Consider the following 20,534-nt stretch of genomic DNA (forward strand, 5'->3'; position numbering starts at 1 on the left):
ACCATTTTCTTTTGAAACCATTTCAACCTAAACTTTTCTTAATTGAAACCCAAGCGAAGCAACCTTTTCTTATTTTTAAACTGCTACTGAAAGAAAAATGAAACAACCACTGCTCGTCTTTAACGAAAAAGGAATTTATTGTGAAAAAGCCGATGTTTACATTGATGCATGGCGCCCTGTGGATAAATGCATTGTCACCCACGGCCACGCCGATCATAGTCGGTGGGGGCATAAGCACTATATTACCCAAACCAACAATGTTCCTATCATTAAACATCGTTTGGGTGAAATTTCAGTAACAGGCAAAGTTTGGAACGAGACATTTACTATAAATGGAGTGAAATTTTCACTGCATCCCGCGGGTCATATTATTGCTTCTTCTCAAGTTCGCGTGGAATATAAAGGGGAAGTTTGGGTTTTTACTGGCGATTTTAAAACCGAAGACGACGGCTTGGCTGAAATTTACGAACCGGTAAAATGCCACACTTTTATAACAGAATGCACCTTCGGTTTACCAGCTTTTAAATGGGAGCCGCAAGCGGAAGTCTTCAAGGATATAAACAATTGGTGGGCAACCAATAAAAGTGAAGGTAGAACTTCGATTCTTTTTGGTTATAGTTTGGGAAAAGCCCAGCGGTTACTGAAACATTTGGACACTTCCATCGGAAAAATTTACACCCACGGCGCCGTTGAAAATATGACGGAAGTAGTTAGGGAAAATTATAAACTACCCGAAACTACTTTAATTACGCGCGATACTTCCAAAGAAGAAATAAAAGGAAACATAATTGTTGCCCCACCGAGCGCCCACGGAAGCACTTGGATTAGACGCTTTGTGCCTTTTGTAACAGCTTCAGCGAGCGGTTGGATGACCTTTCGTGGCGCACGAAGAAGACGGGCAATCGACCGCGGATTTGTTTTAAGCGACCACGCAGATTGGGAAGGCCTGCTTTCCGCAATTAAAGCCACAGGTTGCGAAAAAGTAATCGCCACCCATGGATATACAGATATTTTTGCGCGCTATTTAAGGGAAGAATTGGGCTACGACGCCCGAACCGAAAAAACCCAATACGAAGAAGAAAGTGCCGAAATTGATAAGAAAATTGAAAATGAGGATTAAGCTGTGAAAGATTTTGCCCAACTCATAAAAAAGCTCGATAGCACCAACAAAACCAATGAAAAGGTTGCGGCGCTCACCGCATATTTTCAAAATGCGAACGATGCAGATAAACTTTGGACAATCGCCATTCTTTCACATCGCCGACCAAAAAGACCTGTAAATACAACGCTTTTACGACTTTGGGCTACGGAAATCAGCGGAATTCCGCTTTGGCTTTTTGAGGAAAGTTATCACATTGTGGGCGATTTGGCAGAAACGATTGCACTCATTTTACCAACTTCGTCAGCACATTCCGAAAAGTCGCTTTCAGAATTTGTTTCGGAAATTATTGAATTGCGAACACTGCCCGAAGAAGAAAAAAAGAAATATCTGCACGACAATTGGTTGGCGCTTAATTATTTTGAACGTTTCGTTTTCAATAAAATCCTTACCGGAAGTTTTAGAATTGGCGTAAGCCAAAAGTTAATGACGCGCGCGCTTTCAAAAGCTACAGGAATTGATGAAGATATTCTCGCATATAAATTAATGGGCGATTGGACGCCGGAAAAAACAACGTATAAAAAACTGATTTTAGAACAAAACGAGGAAGATTATCTCAGCAAACCATATCCATTTTATTTGGCTTATGCGGTCGAGGATAATTTTCAAGAGGATTTAGGCCCGATTTCAAATTGGAGTTTTGAGCACAAATGGGATGGAATCCGAAGTCAGGTTATTATCAGAAATGATGAGGTTTTTGTGTGGTCGCGTGGGGAAGAATTGGTGACCGATAAATATCCAGAGTTTCAGGATTTTCTAAAAGTGATTCCCAATGGAACTGTAATAGATGGGGAAATTTTGCCTTTTGGCGAAGGCGAAATTCAAAATTTCAACACACTTCAAACCAGAATTGGACGCAAAAATATTTCAAAAGCACTTTTACAAAAAACGCCTGTAATTCTGAATGCTTATGATTTGCTGGAATGGAATGGTGAGGATATTCGGCAAAAACCATTTTCAGAAAGAAGAAAGATTTTGGATGAAATGATTCAAAAAATCAATTCCGAAGAAATAGGAATCTATTTAAGTGAAACAATGAATTTCGAAACTTGGGAACAAGCCGCGGCAGAACGCGACCTTTCCCGAGAAAAACGAAGCGAAGGCTTGATGTTAAAACGAAAGGATTCCCCATATTTAGTCGGAAGAAAAAAAGGCGATTGGTGGAAGTGGAAAATCGACCCCTTCACAATCGACGCAGTGTTAACTTATGCCATGCGCGGCCACGGAAGACGCGCAAATCTTTATACAGATTACACTTTTGCGCTTTGGGACGAGGGCGAATTGGTCACATTTGCAAAAGCATATTCCGGTTTGACGGATGCCGAATTCCGGCAAGTGGATGCATGGATAAAACGAAATACTTTGGAACGTTTCGGCCCAGTGCGAAGTGTAACTCCGCAACACGTTTTTGAAATCGCTTTCGAGGGAATCGCGGAAAGTAGTCGTCACAAAAGTGGAATCGCAACACGTTTTCCGCGGATTCTTCGTTGGAGAAAAGATAAGCCAATTGCCGAAGCAAATACACTTGATGATTTAAAAGCGCTAATCCCAAAATGAAACAATCTGAACTAATTTCAATAGCCGAAGATTGGTTTCAATCAAAAAAATGGAAGTCATTCCCCTTCCAACAAAAAACGTGGAAGGCCTTTCTAGATGGCAAACACGGACTTTTAAACGCGCCAACCGGAAGCGGAAAAACGTATGCACTTTGGGTTCCAATTGTTCTTCAATATTTAAAGGAAAATCCTGATTATAAAACGAAGCATACCAAAGGTTTAAAAGCTATTTGGATAACGCCTTTGCGCGCACTTTCCGTAGAAATTCAACAAGCAGCACAACGTTTTGCGGATGATTTGGGAACAGGTTTGACTGTTGGAATACGCACAGGTGATACTTCGCAAAGTGAACGCGCAAAACAAAAACGCCAAATGCCAGATTTGTTGATTACAACCCCTGAAAGTTTAATGCTTTTATTGGCTTCAAAAGGGTATGATAAAACTTTCAAAACGTTGACCGCAATTGTGGTTGATGAATGGCACGAACTATTGGGAAGCAAGCGCGGCGTGCAAATGGAACTTGCACTTTCAAGATTAAAAACGGTTTCACCAAAAATTCGGATTTGGGGTATTTCTGCAACAATTGGCAATTTGGAGGAAGCGCAGGATGTTCTTTTAGGAATGGATTCTGAATTCAGAAAAAATGCAGTCTTAATTAAATCCAAACAAAAGTCGAAAATCGAAGTCCGCTCGATAATTCCAAAAAAAATGGAAACATTTCCGTGGCGCGGACATTTGGGATTGCATCTTTTGGAAGAAATAATTCCTATAATTAACAACAGTAAAACCACGCTTATTTTTACAAATACACGCGGACAGTGCGAAATTTGGTTTCAGAAAATTTTAGAGAAACACCCTGAATTTGCTGGCGAAATTGCGATGCACCACGGCAGTATTGGGAAAGAAACACGACTTTGGGTAGAGCAAGCAATTCGCAACGAATCGTTAACGGCGGTTGTGGCAACTTCGAGTTTAGATTTGGGAGTAGATTTTGCGCCTGTGGAAACCATAATTCAAATTGGCGGACCCAAAGGTATTGCAAAATTTCTGCAACGCGCCGGCCGAAGCAATCACCGTCCGGGAGAGCCTTCGGTGATTTATTTTTTGCCCACGCACGCGTTGGAATTGGTGGAAGCTTCAGCATTAAAAAGAGCTGTAAAAGAAGAAGTTGTTGAAGATAGAATTCCGTATTTGCTGAGTTTCGATGTGCTTATTCAGTATTTGGTAACACTCGCCATCAGCAATGGATTTTTTCCGAAGGAAATTTTCCCTGAAATAAAAAACACTTTTTGTTTCCAAGGAATTACGGAAGAACAGTGGAATTGGTGCCTAAATTTCATCACTTTGGGAAGCCAAAGTCTGCAAGCATACGACGAATATAAAAAAGTTGAAATTACGGATGAAGGCCTTTTTAAAGTTGAAAGCAGACAGATTGCAATGATGCATCGCTTAAGTATTGGAACGATTGTGAGCGATTCAATGATGCTCGTAAAATACGTTTCCGGCGGATTTATCGGCACGATTGAAGAATGGTTCATCAGTAAAATGAAACCCGGCGATACCTTTGTTTTTGCTGGACGAACGTTGGAATTGGTTCGTATTCGGCAAATGATGGCGCAAGTTCGGAAGTCTTCAAAAAAATCTGCGAAAGTTGTAAGTTTTATGGGCGGGCGGTTGCCACTTTCTTCACAAATGAGTAAAATTCTTCGGGAAGAATTGCAAAGCGAGGCAGACCACAAACGAAACACTCCGGAATTAAAAGCATTGAGCCACATTTTTGACAGACAGGAACGCGAAAGTATCGTCCCCGGAGAGAATGAATTTTTGATTGAAACCTTCAAAACCCGCGAAGGCTATCATGCACTTTTTTATCCGTTTGAAGGACGATTTGTGCACGAAGCGATGAGCAGTTTGTTGGCTTATAGAATTAGTTTGTTATCGCCAATTACATTTTCGTTGGCGTATAACGATTATGGTTTTGAACTATTGAGCGACCAATTTCTGGACATTCAAAATGTGATTGACAACAATCTTTTTTCTTCGAAATATCTTTTTGACGACCTCCAAAAAAGCTTGAATGCTACGGAATTGGCGCGTCGAAAATTCCGTGATATTGCCGTTATTAGCGGAATGGTTTTTCAGGGTTACCCGAATAAAGTGATTAAAACGAAGCATTTGCAAAGTAATAGCCAATTGCTTTTTGACGTGTTCCGCGATTATGAGCCCGACAATCTTTTGTACCTTCAAGCCTACCGCGAAACTTTTGAGCACCAATTGGAAGAAGGACGATTGCGCTTGGCCTTGGAACGAATAAATTCGCAAAAAATAATTTGGAAACAGTGTGAAAAGCCGACACCTTTCAGCTTTCCGATAATAACGGATAGACTTCGCGAAAAACTTTCTTCGGAAAAACTCGCGGATCGGATTAAAAAGATGACATTGCAATTAATGAAATGAGGGATATTATATTTGCTAAAAATCAATCTTTATGAAGTTTATCTACATAATAATTATATCGTTTTTTAGCATAACCTCTTTTGGACAAACCCAAAAAGAATCAAAAAGAGCCCTAAAAAAAATAACTTTCTTACATCAATTAGATTCTTTAAAAAAAGCGCATCCAAATTGGATGATTATCCAAACTACCTATTCTCCCGATGATTCAAAAACTTTGAATTATGATACAAATGGATTGAGGGAAATTAAAAATGCATCACAAACTATTACGGAAAAGCTGCTTCAAAAAGATTCAATATTAGAATTTAGGGTAAGCTATATATACTTGAACGGAAGTAAAATGCCAAAGAATAAAATTGATTCTTTGAGAGATGAAATCAAAAATAAATATACGGCCAACGTTCCTTTTTCAGAATTGGCAAAAGAATATTCTGACGATCCGTCTGCAAAAAATGGAGGCGATTTAGGCTGGTTTCCTTCAGGCAGAATGGTTGCTTCTTTTGAGTCTGCAATTAAAGCACACAAAAAAGACGATTTATTTTTTGCGGAATACGTTGAAGGTTCAAGAGAATGGTATTTTGTTATATTAAAAACGCATGAAGATCGAAAATCTGAAATAATAACTGTGGGACAAATACGAAACAAAAAAAATTAAATTTTTTAAATAGTTTCCTGATTACCAATGTATTGCATAATTTTTTTCTTTCGAAAAATGTATTGAACAATTGTCAAAATTCAAATAGTTGATCCAAAATATTCAAATAAAAAACAACTTTTTTATTCTTCACCCCAGCGGAGCTATCTTTTGGGAAGACAAGAAAATGTTATTGATTGCCGATGTTCATTTGGGAAAAGTGACACATTTCAGAAAACACGGAGCGCCTGTTCCCGCAAACGCGGCGTTTAAAAATCTTGAAAAACTTACAGAGATTAGCAATCAATTTCAACCTGAAATTATTTGTTTTTTGGGCGATCTTTTCCACAGTAAATTAAACGAGGAATGGCAGGATTTTGAAAAATGGGTGGAATACACAAAGGCTGAAGGGATATTAATTTCTGGCAACCACGACATAATTCCACAATATTTATACGAAGATTTGGGCGTAAAAGTATTTGATGATTTGTTGCTGGACGGCTTTTTACTGACACATCATCCCACAGAAATAAAAGGGACGTTCAACTTTTCCGGCCATATTCATCCAGGAATTAGAATGAAAGGCGTTGGCAGACAATTTGTAAAATTACCGTGTTTTTATAAAACTGAAACTCAACTTATTCTGCCAGCTTTTGGTAACTTTACGGGAAAACATATTTTAAATCCTTCAGAAAAAGATGAAATTTTTGCCATTGTGGAGGGAGAAGTTATTTGTGTTTCGAAGAAAATTAAAGAATAATTTTAAAAAGATGGCTTCGTGCCTCGCCATTATGAAAAAAACACTACAAATAGCAAACATAATTGCTTTCGTTGCAACAGTTTTCGTAAACTATCTTTCCAATACGGGAGCAATAAATAACACCACCATTGGCGAAATTTCAGATTCCTCTAGAAATCTTTTCACACCCGCCGGATATGCTTTCTCCATTTGGGGACTAATTTATTTAATGCTTTTAGGATTTGTAATTTATCAAAGCCGAAGCCTGTTCACAAAAGTGCGTGACGATGAATTTATCCTGAAAACAGGCTGGTGGTTTGTACTTTCGTGCTTTGCCAATATAATGTGGATTACCTTTTGGCTCTACGGATTTATGGAATATTCTATTTTGGCAATTTTCGTACTTCTCTTTTCACTTTTAAAAATTGTAACCAAAAACCGAATGGAACTTTGGGATGCACCAATTTCCATTATTGCTTTTCTTTGGTGGCCTTTCGTTTTTTACAGCGGTTGGGTTACCGTTGCCAGTATTGCTAATGTTGCAGCATATTTAACCAGTATTGACTGGAACGCCTGGGGTTACAGTGAAATTTCTTGGGCGGTAACAATGATTATAATTGCAGGAATAATAAACCTGGTTGTTACTTGGCGAAGAAATATGCGGGAATTTGCATTAGTGGGAGCATGGGCTTTGGCAGCGATTGCTGTTGCTAATTGGGAAGTAAGCCAAACAGTTGCATACGCCGCCATTGCTGTTGCAGCGGTTTTATTTGTAAGCAGTACCTATCACGGGTTTAAAAATAGAGCGACGAGCCCGAATATTAAATTAAAGGAACATCTAAATTCTAAAAAGTAGTTTTGGAATTTGGGTTTTGAAAATTTGGAATTTCACCTAAACCATTCCCTTAATATCATTCCCCCAAGTAGGGTAGGCAAAAATCATGGCTTTTATATTTTCTGTGGTGAGTTTTCCGCACATTGCGAGGACGAAAAGATTGATCATTTCCCCCGCTTCGGAAGCAATAATGTGTGCCCCCAAAACGATGTTTCGTTTTTTGTCCACAATGGTTTTATATGCGTAAACCTCCTCGTTTACACGTTTTGCGTTGAACCATTTTGGAACACTTTTATATTCCACCACATAATCGTAGCCCTTTTTCTTTACTTCTTCCTCTGTCAAACCAATCGATGCAACTTGTGGGATTGTAAAAACAACCGAGGGAACGGGTGGAAAATCCATTTTGGTGTGGTTTCCATTTCTGATATTCAACGAAACAATCCGCGCTTCCTGCGAAGAAGTGGGCGTCAATGGTATCGCCCCACTCGCCGAAACATCGCCACAGGCATACACATTTTTATTGGTTGTATTCTGAAGAAATTCGTTCACCGAAATTCCGCCTTTTTCAAAAACAACATTTCCTTTTTCCAAATCCAGGTCGTCGATGGATGGCACGCGGCCGGCGGTATTGAAAACCATTCGGGCGACAACGGATTCGATTTTACCATTCTTTTCATAAGAAACACGAAAGTTTTTCTGAAGTTTTTCCACCTCGGAAACTTTTGCGTTGAAAATAAATTCAATCCCAAGTTCTTCCGAAGCTTTTGTGAGGTGCGAAACGATATCGGCTTCAAAAGGCCCGAGCGGACGATCCTCAAACTCAATTACCGTAACTTTTGCGCCGCAGCGCGCGGCAATATGCGCAAACTCCATCCCGATATAACCCGCGCCAACAAAGACAATGCTTTCGGGCAGTTCTTCCAATTCCAAAAAATCATCACTAATCATTAAATGTTCCCTTCCGGGAATTTTCAGTTCCATCGGTTTTTGCCCGGTAGCGATTACAATTTTCTTCGCTTTCACCGTTTTTCCCTCTACCGAAAGTGTATTTTCATCCAAAAATTTGGGCGATTGGTGAAACATTTCAATTCCGGCTTCCTTCAATTTCTTTTCAGTGGAAGCAGGCACAGCATCGGTAAAAGTTGATTTAAATTTTTGAAGATCTTTCCAACTTATTTTTGGAACGGAAACGATTCCCTTTCCCTTTAAATTTTCTGAAAGCTGCATCGCTTCAGTAATTCCCACCAAAACTTTTTTCGGGTCGCAGCCTCTATTTGGGCAGGTTCCGCCAAATTCGCGGTTGTCGGCAATCGCCACTTTCATTCCTTCCGCAGCGCAATCAAACGCCACAGTTTTTCCGGCGGTTCCGGTTCCTATTACAAAAACATCGTATTCTTTTATAGCCATAAACCGAAAATAGAGAAACGCCCAAGTTATTTGTGTTAGCAAAATGATAAAGTTGAATTTTGCAGTTTGAAAAATAATAAAGCGTACTATCTTTGCCGTCCCGATGAGCAAAACACTCGTTACTTCGCTATATTCACGGTCTTCGCAAACACGAAAACTGCGGGATTCTATTGCTTCATCCGAAAATAAAATTCAAGTTTCTGGCCTCGTTGGCTCATCGCTTTCACTTGTAATTGCTGAAACTTTTTCTACTTCGGAATTGCCTTTTCTTTTAATTTTTAATGATAAAGAAGAAGCTGCCTATCATTTAAACGATCTCGAAAATCTTTTGGGCGACCAAAATGTGCTTTTCTATCCTGGAAGTTATCGGCGTCCCTATCAAATTGAAGAGACTGATAACGCCAATGTTTTGTTGCGAAGCGAGGTTTTAAACCGAATAAATTCCAGAAAAAAACCGGCGTTGATTGTTACCTATCCCGAAGCACTTTTTGAGAAAGTGGTTACTCGAAAGGAATTAGAGCGAAACACCCTGAAAATTGCAGTAAACGACCAACTTTCCATCGATTTTGTAAACGAGGTTTTATTTGAGTACCGCTTCAAACGCACTGATTTTGTTACCGAACCGGGCGAATTTTCAGTGCGGGGTGGAATTTTGGATGTATTTAGTTTCAGCAATGACGAACCGTACCGAATTGAATTTTTTGGCGATGAGGTTGACAGTATTCGGACCTTTGATGTGGAAACACAGCTTTCTTTGGAACAGGTTAAAAAAGTTTCCATCATTCCAAATGTGGAAAACAAAATGGTGGATGAAAACCGTGAAAGTTTTCTGAAATATATCGCATCCAAAACCGTGGTTTTTCTAAAAAATGAAGAACTTTTTAGTAGCGCAATTGATAACCTTTTCAAAAAAGCAACTGAAGCTTTTAATGCAATCGATTCTGAAATAAAACGCGCAAAACCTTCGGAATTGTTCTGTACTTCGGAATTATTGAAAGCTCAACTTTCCGAATTTACAACGGTTCATTTAAAAAATAACAAAACTCCCCTCCCCTCGGTAGGGGCTGGGGGTGGGCTTTCGTTTTCAACCAAACCCCAACCTTCATTCAACAAACAATTCAATTTGCTGATTGAAAATCTGAATGAGAATACCGAAAAAGGCTATAAAAACTACATTTTCTGCAGCAGCGAACAACAGGCAAAACGCTTTCACGATATTTTTGAAGATGCCCAGCAAAATGTTGAGCAGTTTGAAGCCGTTGTATTTCCACTCTTTCAGGGGTTTATTGATGACGATTTAAAAATTGTTTGCTACACCGATCATCAAATTTTTGAACGATACCACAAATTTCAACTGAAAAACGGTTACGCCAAAAAGCAGGCAATTACATTAAAGGAAATCACCAATCTGGAAGTGGGTGATTACGTTACCCACATTGACCATGGCATCGGGAAATTTGGCGGCTTGCAGAAAATTGAAGTGGAAGGGAAAATGCAGGAAGCCATCAAACTTTTTTACGGCGAACGCGATATTTTGTACCTTAGCATCCATTCGCTGCACAAGATTTCAAAATACAATGGCAAGGATGGAAAAGAGCCCAAAATCTACAAATTGGGCAGCGATGCGTGGAAAAAACTGAAGCAAAAAACCAAGACCCGCGTAAAGGAAATCGCTTTCAATTTAATTGAATTATATGCGAAACGTCGCACCTTGAAAGGTTTCGCATTCGATCCGGACAGTTATTTACAGGCAGAATTGGAATCGTCCTTTATTTACGAAGACACGCCCGACCAAAGCACCGCGACCGAAGACGTAAAAAAAGATATGGAAAACGAACGTCCGATGGACCGATTGGTCTGTGGCGACGTAGGATTCGGAAAGACGGAAGTCGCCATTCGCGCGGCTTTTAAAGCGGTGGACAACGGAAAGCAGGTCGCAGTTTTGGTCCCAACCACGATTTTGGCCTTTCAGCATTTTAAAACTTTTTCCGAACGTTTGGCTGATATGCCAGTAAAAGTTGATTATCTAAACCGTTTCCGCACAGCTAAAGAGCGAAAAACCGTTTTGGAGGAATTGAAAAACGGCAAACTCGATATTGTAATCGGCACACACCAATTGGTTAACAAATCGGTAGAGTTCAAGGATTTGGGACTTTTGATTATTGACGAGGAACAAAAATTTGGTGTAGCCGTAAAAGACAAGCTCAAAACTATCAAAGAAAATGTGGATACGTTGACGTTAACCGCGACGCCCATTCCGCGTACGTTGCAGTTCAGTTTGATGGCCGCGCGCGACCTTTCGGTAATTACAACGCCGCCGCCAAACCGTTATCCGGTAGAAACGCACGTCATTCGTTTTGGGGAAGAAAGCATTCGCGATGCCGTTCGCTATGAAATTTCGCGCGGCGGACAAGTTTTCTTTGTTCACAACCGGATTGAAAATATAAAAGAAGTCGCCGGAATGCTCCAGCGATTGGTGCCCGATGCGAAAATAGGTATTGGTCACGGGCAAATGGACGGAAAGAAATTGGAGGATTTAATGCTTCGATTTATGAACAATGAATTCGACGTTCTTGTTTCCACAACCATCATTGAAAGTGGACTGGACGTTCCGAATGCGAATACCATTTTCATCAACAACGCCAATAATTTCGGGCTTTCCGATTTGCACCAAATGCGCGGTCGCGTGGGCCGGAGCAACAAAAAAGCGTTCTGTTATTTCATCACGCCGGAATATTCTGCGATGACGGATGAAGCCCGAAAAAGGATCACTGCTTTGGAACAATTTTCAGAATTGGGAAGCGGTATCAACATTGCGATGAAGGATTTGGAAATCCGTGGCGCAGGCGATTTATTGGGGGGCGAACAGAGCGGGTTTATTAACGAAATAGGTTTTGAAACTTATCAAAAAATCCTTTCCGAAGCCATTGAGGAACTGAAAGAAAAGGAATTCAAAAACCTTTATGAAGAAACGGAAGGGCCGAAGAAGAATTTCGTAAAAGAAATGACCATCGACACCGATTTCGAATTGTTGTTCCCAGATGATTACGTAAACAATATTACCGAAAGGCTCAATCTGTACACTAAGCTTAACGAGTTGAAAACCGAAGCTGAGCTTCAGAAATTTGAAAAAGAATTGCTGGATCGTTTTGGAAAAATGCCAAAAGAAGCGGAAGATTTGCTGAACAGCGTTCGCATAAAATGGATTGCAATTTCAATGGGCCTTGAACGCCTTGTGATGAAACAGAAAAAAATGGTCGGTTATTTTGTGGCAGACCAGCAGAGTGCTTTTTACCAAAGCGCAGCTTTTACCAAAGTGCTGCAATATGTACAAAGCCATCCACAAAAAGTAACGATGAAGGAAAAACAGACCCGAAATGGCTTGCGGTTGTTGCTTACTTTTGAAGGTATTTCTTCTGTTGACAAAGCGCTTCGGGCTTTGGAGCCCTGTAGCGAATAACCCCTTTAAAATCAACGAATGTCGGGTAAATGTCGGGTGAAATTCACTTGAAAATATTGCACTATCTTTACTGCCATCGTACTATTGCTTCATAAATTTTTAGAAAATGAAACATCCGCTAATTTTTTCTAATCAACGACAAAATATCTAATAGGATGTTCCATTTGACTTTTTAGAAACAAATATAATAGACAAATGAAACAACCAGAACTCGGTCGAAAAATTTTAGAACTAAGAAAACAAAAAGGCCTAACACAGGAAGAACTTGTGGAGCAGTGCAACATTAACGTGCGGACCATCCAGCGTATTGAAGCTGGCGAAGTAACGCCCCGAAGTTTTACGTTGAAAACGATTTTGAATGCCTTGGGCGAAGATTTGGAAGATCTGCAAGAACCCGAAACTTCCCCTTTTGAAAATTTCAATTTAAAAGAAATTGGCTTTTCTGTTTTTTACATAAAACTGGCTTGGATTTGCGGTATCATTTATTTCCTTTCCGGATTTGTGGAATTTGCCGTTGACTATGCCCGATTTTTTGAAGATGAATTGATAATCCCCAAAGCTGCATACATCAGTATGAAATTTATAGTGATGCTTGCCTATATTTATTTTTTATGGGGCTTTGTTTTGAGCGGCAAAATTTTTAATAATTATTTGCTGAAAATCGGTGCTTTCTTTTTAATCGGTACAACCATTTTATTTTATGGATATGATATGGCTTCGCTTTACTTTGAACCATTTTATACTGAATATGTTATGACTACACAATCCATTTTCTGCGGAATTGGCAGTATTATTTTTGGTTTGGCAATAATGCGATTGAAGGATCCTTTCGGTAAAATCCCCGAAATAGCTGGAGGATTTGAAGTAGTGAGCGGAATATTGTTTGCAATTGTTTTTATGGCGTGGCTGGGGCTTACCTTTTTAATTCCAGCTATGATTTTACAGATTATTTTACTTTATAAAATTGAGGAGTTTGTAAGAAAAGAAAAAGATTCCCGACTTCCGGAGCATTAAAAATGATAAAAAGCATTTTCAAAATGTTCCAATTTTTCCTCTTTTTGGTTTTTTAGAACAGCAATAATATCAAAACGAACTTCCACATTTAGGTCGTTTGAAACAATATATTCGTTGGCGGCTTTTACCAAAAGTTTGATTTTGTTTTTTGTTACGAAATCTTGCGGATCACCAAAATATGAGTTATTTCGGGTTTTTACTTCCACGATTACAACAGTATCTTCCTCTTTTTGGGCAATGATGTCAATCTCAGCTTTGTCGAAATAAAAATTACGGCGCAGAATTTTATAGCCGCTTTTAAGCAAATATTGCGCGGCTATTTCTTCTCCTAATTTTCCGAGTTCGTTGTGCGAAGCCATTAGATTAAAGTACCAAATTTCAAGCACCAAATTCCAAAAGCCTTTTGGAATTTGGGGTTTATTTTTTTGGAATTTCTTAAAATTTCAAGACCACTTTATTTGTTTCAATTTCTAATTCCACCTTTCTGCCAAAAATTAAAGCCCGATTATCTTTAATATGCCCAGCGGGAAAATTTGCAATTACAGGATAATTGTATTCTTTTACCAAATCAACTATTATTTCCTCTGCTGTTTTTCCAAAATACACTTTATTATCTTTCATCTCTGTCATTCCACCAATTACAATTGCTTTTAGGTTTTTGAGATAACCACTTCGTTTTAAATTCATCATCATTCGGTCAACATGATACAGCATTTCGTCAAGATCTTCAATAAAAAGTATTTTTCCATCAGTTTTCATTTCTGAAGTACTTCCAACAAGCGAATACAGCACCGAAAGATTTCCACCAATCAATTCTCCTTTCAAAATTCCGAGCGAAGCGAAGGAATCTGTCCGCTCAAACTCAATACAATATTCTTCCCCAAAGAGAACCTTCCGAATAGATTCGGCTGTTTCCACAGTTTTGTTTTCTATTTCCAAACACATCTGTGCATGCAATGTTTCAATCCCAAAATTATGGATGTGCGAATGCAAAACCGTAACATCACTATACCCAACAATCCATTTCGGATTTTTTTTGAATGCAAAAAAATCCAGTTTATCAATAATCCGTACGGTTCCGTAACCACCGCGAGCGCACCAAATTGCTTTTATATTTGTATCGTCCAGCATTTCTTGAAAATCTGCCACACGCAAAGCATTGCTTCCCGCAAATTGGTTTTCCTCGGCGCCGATGGTTTTTCCCAAAACGGCTTTCAACCCCCAACTTTCCAGTAATTGGATTGCAGGTTTCAATTCTTCTTTTGAAATTTTCCGAGCAGTGGAAACAATGGCAACCGTATCGCCCTTTTGTAGTTTTTTTGGTGTAATCATGAATCTATTTAAAACCACAAATTACTACATTTATGTGTACTTTTGTGCCTGCCTGCCCATTTTGACAGGCTTTCAAAAAAAATTATGGATCAGAACCCGAATAGATATACAATTACGGCCGCATTGCCTTACACAAACGGCCCTGTTCACATAGGCCATTTGGCGGGTGTTTATGTGCCTGCAGATATTTATGCACGTTACCAGAGGCTTCAAAACAAAGACGTTGCGTTTATCTGCGGAAGCGATGAACACGGCGTTGCCATTACGTTGAAAGCGAAAAAAGAAGGAATAACACCGCAAGAAGTGGTTGATAAATATCACACAATCATCAAAAAAAGTTTTGAAGATTTTGGGATTTCATTTGATAATTATTCACGCACTTCGGCTGAAATCCACCATAAAACCGCTTCGGAATTTTTCAAGAAAATGTATGATGCCGGTCAATTTATTGAAGAAATTACCGAGCAATTGTTTGATGAAGAAGCCAATCAATTTTTGGCGGACAGATTTGTAATAGGAACCTGCCCAAAATGTGGTCATGAAGAAGCATACGGCGACCAATGTGAAAACTGCGGAACCAGCTTAAACGCGACCGATTTGATAAATCCGCGAAGCGTAATTTCTGGAAATAAACCTGTTTTAAAAGAAACAAAACATTGGTTTTTACCGTTGGATCGTTACGAAGATTTTTTAAGGGAATGGATTTTAGTTGACCATAAGAAAGATTGGAAAACCAACGTGCTCGGTCAATGTAAAAGCTGGATTGACGATGGATTGCGCCCACGTGCCGTAACTCGCGATCTCGATTGGGGAATTCCCGTGCCAGTAAAAGGTGCGGACGGGAAAGTGTTGTACGTTTGGTTTGATGCGCCCATCGGTTATATTTCTTCAACCAAGGAATGGGCGGAGCGAGAAGGCAAAAATTGGGAAGATTATTGGAAAGAAGAAAACACCAAACTCCTTCATTTTATTGGGAAAGACAACATTGTTTTCCATTGCATTATTTTCCCTGCAATGCTGAAAGCGGAGGGAAGTTACATTCTTCCTGATAATGTTCCAGCAAATGAATTTTTGAACCTTGAAGGCAACAAAATATCAACCAGTAAAAACTGGGCGGTTTGGTTGCACGAATATTTGGAGGATTTCCCGAATCAGCAAGACGTTCTGCGTTATACATTAACTTCGAACGCTCCAGAAACAAAGGATAACGATTTTACTTGGGCTGATTTTCAAGCCCGAAATAATAATGAATTGGTTGCTATTTTCGGAAATTTCATAAACCGTGTAATGGTTTTAACCGATAAATATTACGAAGGAATTATTCCCGAACCAGCAACTTTTTCAGAAATTGACGAACAGGTTTTAAGTGAATTAAAGGCGTATCCTGCCGTAATCGCAAGTTCGTTGGAGCGCTACCGTTTCCGCGAAGCGCAGGCAGAATTGATGAACGTCGCCCGACTTGGAAACAAATATTTGGCAGACGAAGAGCCGTGGAAAACCATAAAAACCGATGAAGAACGCACCAAAACCGTTATGTATGTTGCTTTGCAGATCGCTTCCGCTTTGGCAGTTTTAAGTGAACCGTTTTTGCCATTTACTTCAGAAAAACTTAAAAATATGCTCAATGTCAGGTCGAGCCCTTCGACTGCGCTCAGGACAGGCTCTGTCGAGACCTCGTTAGGTTGGAACGATGTGTCTTCAAAATCAGAATTATTGAAAACAAGCCACAAAATAAATAAAGCCGAATTGCTTTTCAGCAAAATTGAGGACGAACAAATTCAACAACAATTAGATAAACTACAAGCGAGTAAGAAAATGAACGAAGCAGCAAACAAAAAGGTTACGCCACAAAAAGAAACGATTCAATACGACGATTTTGCAAAACTAGATATGCGGGTTGGAACGATAATTGAAGCCGAAAAAATGCCCAAAGCTGACAAACTTTTAGTTTTAAAAATTGACACCGGAATTGACGTTCGCACCATAGTTTCCGGTATTGCGGAAAGTTTTAAGCCCGAAGAAATTATCGGAAAAAAAGTTACCGTTTTGGCAAACCTTGCACCACGAGCGCTTCGTGGCGTGGAAAGCCAAGGAATGATTTTGATGACGGAAAATGCGGATGGGAAATTGGTTTTTCTGAATCCAGGTGAAGAAGGGGTTGAGAATGGGGCGACCATCAATTAATTTGATACTTCTTTTAAAATTTTCTTTAAACCATTCAATGTTTAGATTCATGTTTTTTAGAATACTATTTCTTTCGATTTTCTGTGTCTTTTCAACATTTGCCCAAACGCCTTTTTTAGAAATCCCAAATGATTTAAGTAAAAAGAATAATTCCGTTGAGAATGCTTACGTAGTTGTTGATAATGAAAAGAAAACCTTTTCAACTTTTATGGTTAATGAGCAATCTATAAACGCCTATTTATATTCACAGGAACTAGAGCCAATTTCTAAATTTGCTTCTAAAGGCTTGCCTGAAGGATATAATGAAATCATCGGGAAAACCATTAAAAATGGGCAAGTGCGTTTATATTTTAAAGAATATTACAATAAAAAATTTGGAGCCGTGCTTTTTGATTTTTACAGAGAACAATCTATTGAAACTGAATTTGGCTTTAAATTGGAAGATGAAATTTACCTTCAGTCGCACAGTTACCAAGACAGGCTTTATATAATCACCGTTAGCAAAAAAAGTTCACTTTTAAACATCTATACTTTTCAACACGATGGAAAGTTTGAAAAGAAATCATTTGACTTCACCGAAAATGTCTTTGTCAATGGAAAAAACGAACCAACCACACTTTATAAACTTTTGTATGATAGCTTTAATGGCTTGACCTCTGTTGTTAAAATTGAGGAGTCAAACCCTAATTCACTTCAAATCACAAGCAATCTTTCCAAGATTTATGATCGTGGCGATTCATTTATACTATCAATCGACAAAGAAGGTTTATTTACATACCTACTTGAGTTTAAAGTGCCAGAGCTTTCAGTAAAAATTGCAGCGATTGAAAAATTGAATGGAATGGGAGATGAAAAATTTAATACAACCAATTCATATCTGTATAAGGATAAAATATTCCAGATTGGCGGAAACAGTAAAATAATGGTTCTTACCGTAAAGGAGCTTGCAACAAAAAAGGAATTAAAACGGTTTGTTCTTTCAAAAGACGAAGATATTCCGTTTAAAAATAGCGCCATTATTGAAGAATATGCTACAAATCAATCTATAAAGACGAAGGAATTGGATAAAACTAATTTACTTCTTCAAATATTCAACGGTGGAAATAGTGGGGTTGCGGTAAATCCCACGAGCACTGGCTACCAATTAACGTTGGGAGGTAATGAAATTATTAAAAGAGGAGGTGGTGGCTTTGGAGGGCCAATGATGTTTGGCGGGCCCGGAAATGGAATGATGATAAATAGCACGAGCAGTGGGATGGTAGTTACAAGCGGATTCAACCCAACCTTTTTTTCTTTTGGAAGTTTCCCCTACAACGAAGCGAATAGAACCAAACGCATTGAATGTCTATTTAATGAAGATTTCGAACACATTGATGGTGAAATTCCGCAAAATGTTTTTAATAGGTTAAGAAACCACACTTCAAACCTTCCTAAAGCCAAAGCAGAAACGGTGTTTAGAATGGATGATTATTTTGTTTATGGTAGATACTTTACTATCGATAATGTGTATAAATTCTTTAAATTTTCAGAGTAATCTCTATAAATGACACATCTTCTAAAATACATAACCTCCCAAACCCAACTCCCACAAAAAAGTGTTGAAAACACGGTGAAACTTTTAAACGATGATTGCACCATTCCTTTCATTTCCCGATACCGAAAGGAACTGACAGGCAATCTCGATGAGGTTCAAATTGGCGAAATCGTAAAATTCAAAGAGCAGTTTGAAGCGCTGGAAAAGCGAAAAATTGCCATTCTAAAATCGTTGGAAGAGCAGGAAGTATTGACGGCAGAACTTCAGAAAAAAATTGAGGAAACCACAGATTTAATTGCTTTGGAAGATTTGTATTTGCCTTACAAAAAGAAGCGCAAAACCAAAGCAGATACCGCTCGCGAAAACGGTTTGGAGCCCTTGGCGAAAATTATAATGTCCCAAAATGCTTCCGATATATCTTCAATTGCTTTAAAATATGTGAAAGGTGAAGTAAATTCCGAAGAGGAAGCCTTGGAAGGCGCACGCCATATTATTGCCGAATGGATAAACGAACGCACCGATATTCGGAATATGCTTCGAAACCGATTGGAGCGTTTTGCCGTGATTTCAACCAAAGTGGTAAAGAAATTTGAAGATGACGAAAAAGCACAGAAATTCCGTGATTATTTTGACTGGAACGAAGCTTTAAATAAAATTCCATCGCACAGATTGTTAGCTATTCTTCGAGCAACTTCGGAAGGATTTATTCGTCAAAAAATTGAAATTGATGACGAAAAAGCGCTGTTTAAAATTGAAGAGAGAATTATAAAAGCTAATAATTCTGCTTTAAAACAAATAAAACTTGCGATTGATGATAGTTACAAACGCCTTTTGTTTCCGGCACTTTCAAACGAAGCACTTTCCGCGGCAAAAGAAAAAGCAGATGAAAGTGCAATCAATGTTTTTGCAAAAAATCTAAAACAACTCTTGCTTGGTTCGCCGTTGGGAGAAAAGCGCGTTTTGGCAATCGACCCAGGTTTTAGAAGTGGCTGTAAGATTGTATGTCTTGACGCACAAGGAAATTTGCATCACAACGAAACCATCTTTCCGCACGCGCCAAAAAATGACACTTCAACCGCGATGAAAAAAATAAGTTCACTTGCGGATGCACATAAAATTGAAGCAATCGCCATTGGCAACGGAACCGCTTCGCGTGAAACGGAACAATTTATAAAAAGAATTCAATTTAAAAACCCAATGCAGGTTTTTGTGGTTAATGAGGCTGGGGCGTCTATATATTCGGCTTCAAAAATTGCACGTGATGAATTTCCAAATTACGATGTTACGGTTCGCGGCGCAGTTTCCATCGGTCGCCGTTTGCAGGATCCGTTGGCTGAATTGGTGAAGATTGATGCAAAATCCATCGGCGTTGGGCAATATCAGCACGATGTGGATCAAACAAAATTGAAAAGCTCGCTCGATACTTCTGTGGAATTGTGTGTGAATTCCGTTGGTGTAAATATAAATACTGCAAGCGTTCCGCTGTTGAGTTATGTTTCGGGAATCGGTCCAAAATTGGCTGAAAATCTGGTGAATTATCGCGAAGAAAATGGCGCTTTTACTTCCCGTGAAGCAATAAAAAATGTGCCGCGTTTGGGCGGAAAAGCTTTTGAACAGGCTGCTGGATTTCTTCGCATAAAAAATGGTGAAAATCCACTGGACGATTCTTCGGTGCATCCTGAAAGTTATTCAGTTGTTTCAAAAATGGCGAAGGATGAAAAAGTAAAAGTTTCTGAATTAATAGGAAACAAAACACTGCTTCAGAAAATAGATTTAGAAAAATATATTTCCGAAAAAATTGGTCTTCCTACTTTAAAAGATATAATTAAGGAACTTGAAAAACCTGGTTTGGATATTAGAGAAGAGGCAAAAGTGTTCACTTTTAACCAAAATATAAAAAACATTACCGATTTACGAGAAGGACAGCTATTGCCAGGAATTGTAAACAACATCACTAATTTCGGCTGTTTTGTGGATATTGGAATTAAGGAAAGTGGCTTGATTCACGTTTCAAATCTTTCAGATTCTTTTGTGAAGGATGTAAACGAGCACGTTCATTTGCACCAACAAATTGTTGTAAAAGTGCTTGATGTAGATGTGGAAAGAAAACGCATTCAACTAAAACTGCACCATTTAGAAACGCGTTAATTATTCTTTAATATTGACTTAAGTCATCAAAAGATAGCTTTTAAAGCCTAATTTTGCGGCTTTTATTTTAAT

14 protein-coding genes are annotated in these 20,534 nt (G+C 38.8%); 11 read left to right on the forward strand and 3 right to left on the reverse strand.

Annotation, left to right across the window (positions count from 1 at the left end):
* Window positions 1-97: 97 nt before the first annotated feature.
* The 6 genes from A7A78_RS09125 to A7A78_RS09150 all read left to right on the forward strand — a co-directional run bounded on the left by A7A78_RS09125 (window position 98) and on the right by A7A78_RS09150 (window position 7,401).
* The gene (locus A7A78_RS09125) at window positions 98-1,120 is read left to right on the forward strand and encodes a ligase-associated DNA damage response exonuclease (RefSeq protein ID WP_068762151.1); all 1,023 of its coding nucleotides are present in this window, start codon (window positions 98-100) and stop codon (window positions 1,118-1,120) included.
* A 3-nt stretch (window positions 1,121-1,123) separates the two neighbouring features.
* A complete protein-coding gene (locus tag A7A78_RS09130) occupies window positions 1,124-2,716 on the forward strand; it encodes an ATP-dependent DNA ligase (protein ID WP_068762152.1) in 1,593 nt (530 codons plus the stop codon).
* Window positions 2,713-5,172, forward strand: a complete 2,460-nt coding sequence (locus tag A7A78_RS09135; protein WP_068762153.1) for a ligase-associated DNA damage response DEXH box helicase — start codon at window positions 2,713-2,715, stop codon at window positions 5,170-5,172. Before A7A78_RS09130 ends, A7A78_RS09135 begins: the two co-directional genes overlap by 4 nt.
* Before the next feature lie 31 nt (window positions 5,173-5,203).
* A complete protein-coding gene (locus A7A78_RS15330) occupies window positions 5,204-5,827 on the forward strand; it encodes a peptidylprolyl isomerase (protein ID WP_068762154.1) in 624 nt (207 codons plus the stop codon).
* Window positions 5,828-5,915: 88 nt separating this feature from the next.
* Window positions 5,916-6,566 carry a ligase-associated DNA damage response endonuclease PdeM gene (pdeM, locus tag A7A78_RS09145; RefSeq protein WP_068762155.1) on the forward strand — a complete coding sequence of 217 codons (651 nt, stop codon included), beginning with the start codon at window positions 5,916-5,918 and terminating at the stop codon, window positions 6,564-6,566.
* Window positions 6,567-6,597: 31 nt separating this feature from the next.
* Window positions 6,598-7,401, forward strand: coding sequence for a hypothetical protein (locus A7A78_RS09150; protein WP_068762276.1), 804 nt, complete (start codon window positions 6,598-6,600; stop codon window positions 7,399-7,401).
* 36 nt (window positions 7,402-7,437) lie between these two features.
* Here A7A78_RS09150 and A7A78_RS09155 read toward each other — a convergent pair whose 3' ends face one another.
* Complete coding sequence (locus tag A7A78_RS09155; protein WP_341271721.1) at window positions 7,438-8,832, reverse strand: dihydrolipoyl dehydrogenase family protein; 1,395 nt, start codon at window positions 8,830-8,832, stop codon at window positions 7,438-7,440.
* 61 nt (window positions 8,833-8,893) lie between these two features.
* Here A7A78_RS09155 and mfd point away from each other — a divergent pair, with 61 nt between their 5' ends.
* Both mfd and A7A78_RS09165 read left to right on the forward strand, forming a co-directional pair.
* The gene (gene mfd / locus A7A78_RS09160) at window positions 8,894-12,250 is read left to right on the forward strand and encodes a transcription-repair coupling factor (protein WP_068762157.1); all 3,357 of its coding nucleotides are present in this window, start codon (window positions 8,894-8,896) and stop codon (window positions 12,248-12,250) included.
* A gap of 195 nt (window positions 12,251-12,445) precedes the next feature.
* The gene (locus A7A78_RS09165; protein ID WP_068762158.1) at window positions 12,446-13,264 is read left to right on the forward strand and encodes a helix-turn-helix domain-containing protein; all 819 of its coding nucleotides are present in this window, start codon (window positions 12,446-12,448) and stop codon (window positions 13,262-13,264) included.
* Here the strand turns inward: A7A78_RS09165 and A7A78_RS09170 are convergent.
* Both A7A78_RS09170 and A7A78_RS09175 read right to left on the reverse strand, forming a co-directional pair.
* The gene (locus A7A78_RS09170; protein WP_068762159.1) at window positions 13,261-13,623 is read right to left on the reverse strand and encodes a YraN family protein; all 363 of its coding nucleotides are present in this window, start codon (window positions 13,621-13,623) and stop codon (window positions 13,261-13,263) included. The genes A7A78_RS09165 and A7A78_RS09170 overlap by 4 nt on opposite strands.
* 76 nt (window positions 13,624-13,699) lie before the next feature.
* Complete coding sequence (locus tag A7A78_RS09175; RefSeq protein ID WP_068762160.1) at window positions 13,700-14,596, reverse strand: S66 peptidase family protein; 897 nt, start codon at window positions 14,594-14,596, stop codon at window positions 13,700-13,702.
* A gap of 84 nt (window positions 14,597-14,680) precedes the next feature.
* Here A7A78_RS09175 and metG point away from each other — a divergent pair, with 84 nt between their 5' ends.
* The 3 genes from metG to A7A78_RS09190 are packed head-to-tail and all read left to right on the forward strand — an operon-like array spanning window position 14,681 to window position 20,462.
* On the forward strand, window positions 14,681-16,780 hold the full coding sequence (metG, locus tag A7A78_RS09180; protein ID WP_068762161.1) for a methionine--tRNA ligase: 2,100 nt from the start codon (window positions 14,681-14,683) through the stop codon (window positions 16,778-16,780).
* Between the two features lie 37 nt (window positions 16,781-16,817).
* A complete protein-coding gene (locus A7A78_RS09185; RefSeq protein WP_207489352.1) occupies window positions 16,818-18,314 on the forward strand; it encodes a hypothetical protein in 1,497 nt (498 codons plus the stop codon).
* A gap of 9 nt (window positions 18,315-18,323) precedes the next feature.
* Window positions 18,324-20,462 carry a Tex family protein gene (locus A7A78_RS09190; protein ID WP_068762163.1) on the forward strand — a complete coding sequence of 713 codons (2,139 nt, stop codon included), beginning with the start codon at window positions 18,324-18,326 and terminating at the stop codon, window positions 20,460-20,462.
* Window positions 20,463-20,534 lie beyond the last annotated feature (72 nt).

Origin of the sequence: Aequorivita soesokkakensis, from assembly GCF_001641085.1 — a bacterium.
Lineage (GTDB): Bacteria > Bacteroidota > Bacteroidia > Flavobacteriales > Flavobacteriaceae > Aequorivita > Aequorivita soesokkakensis.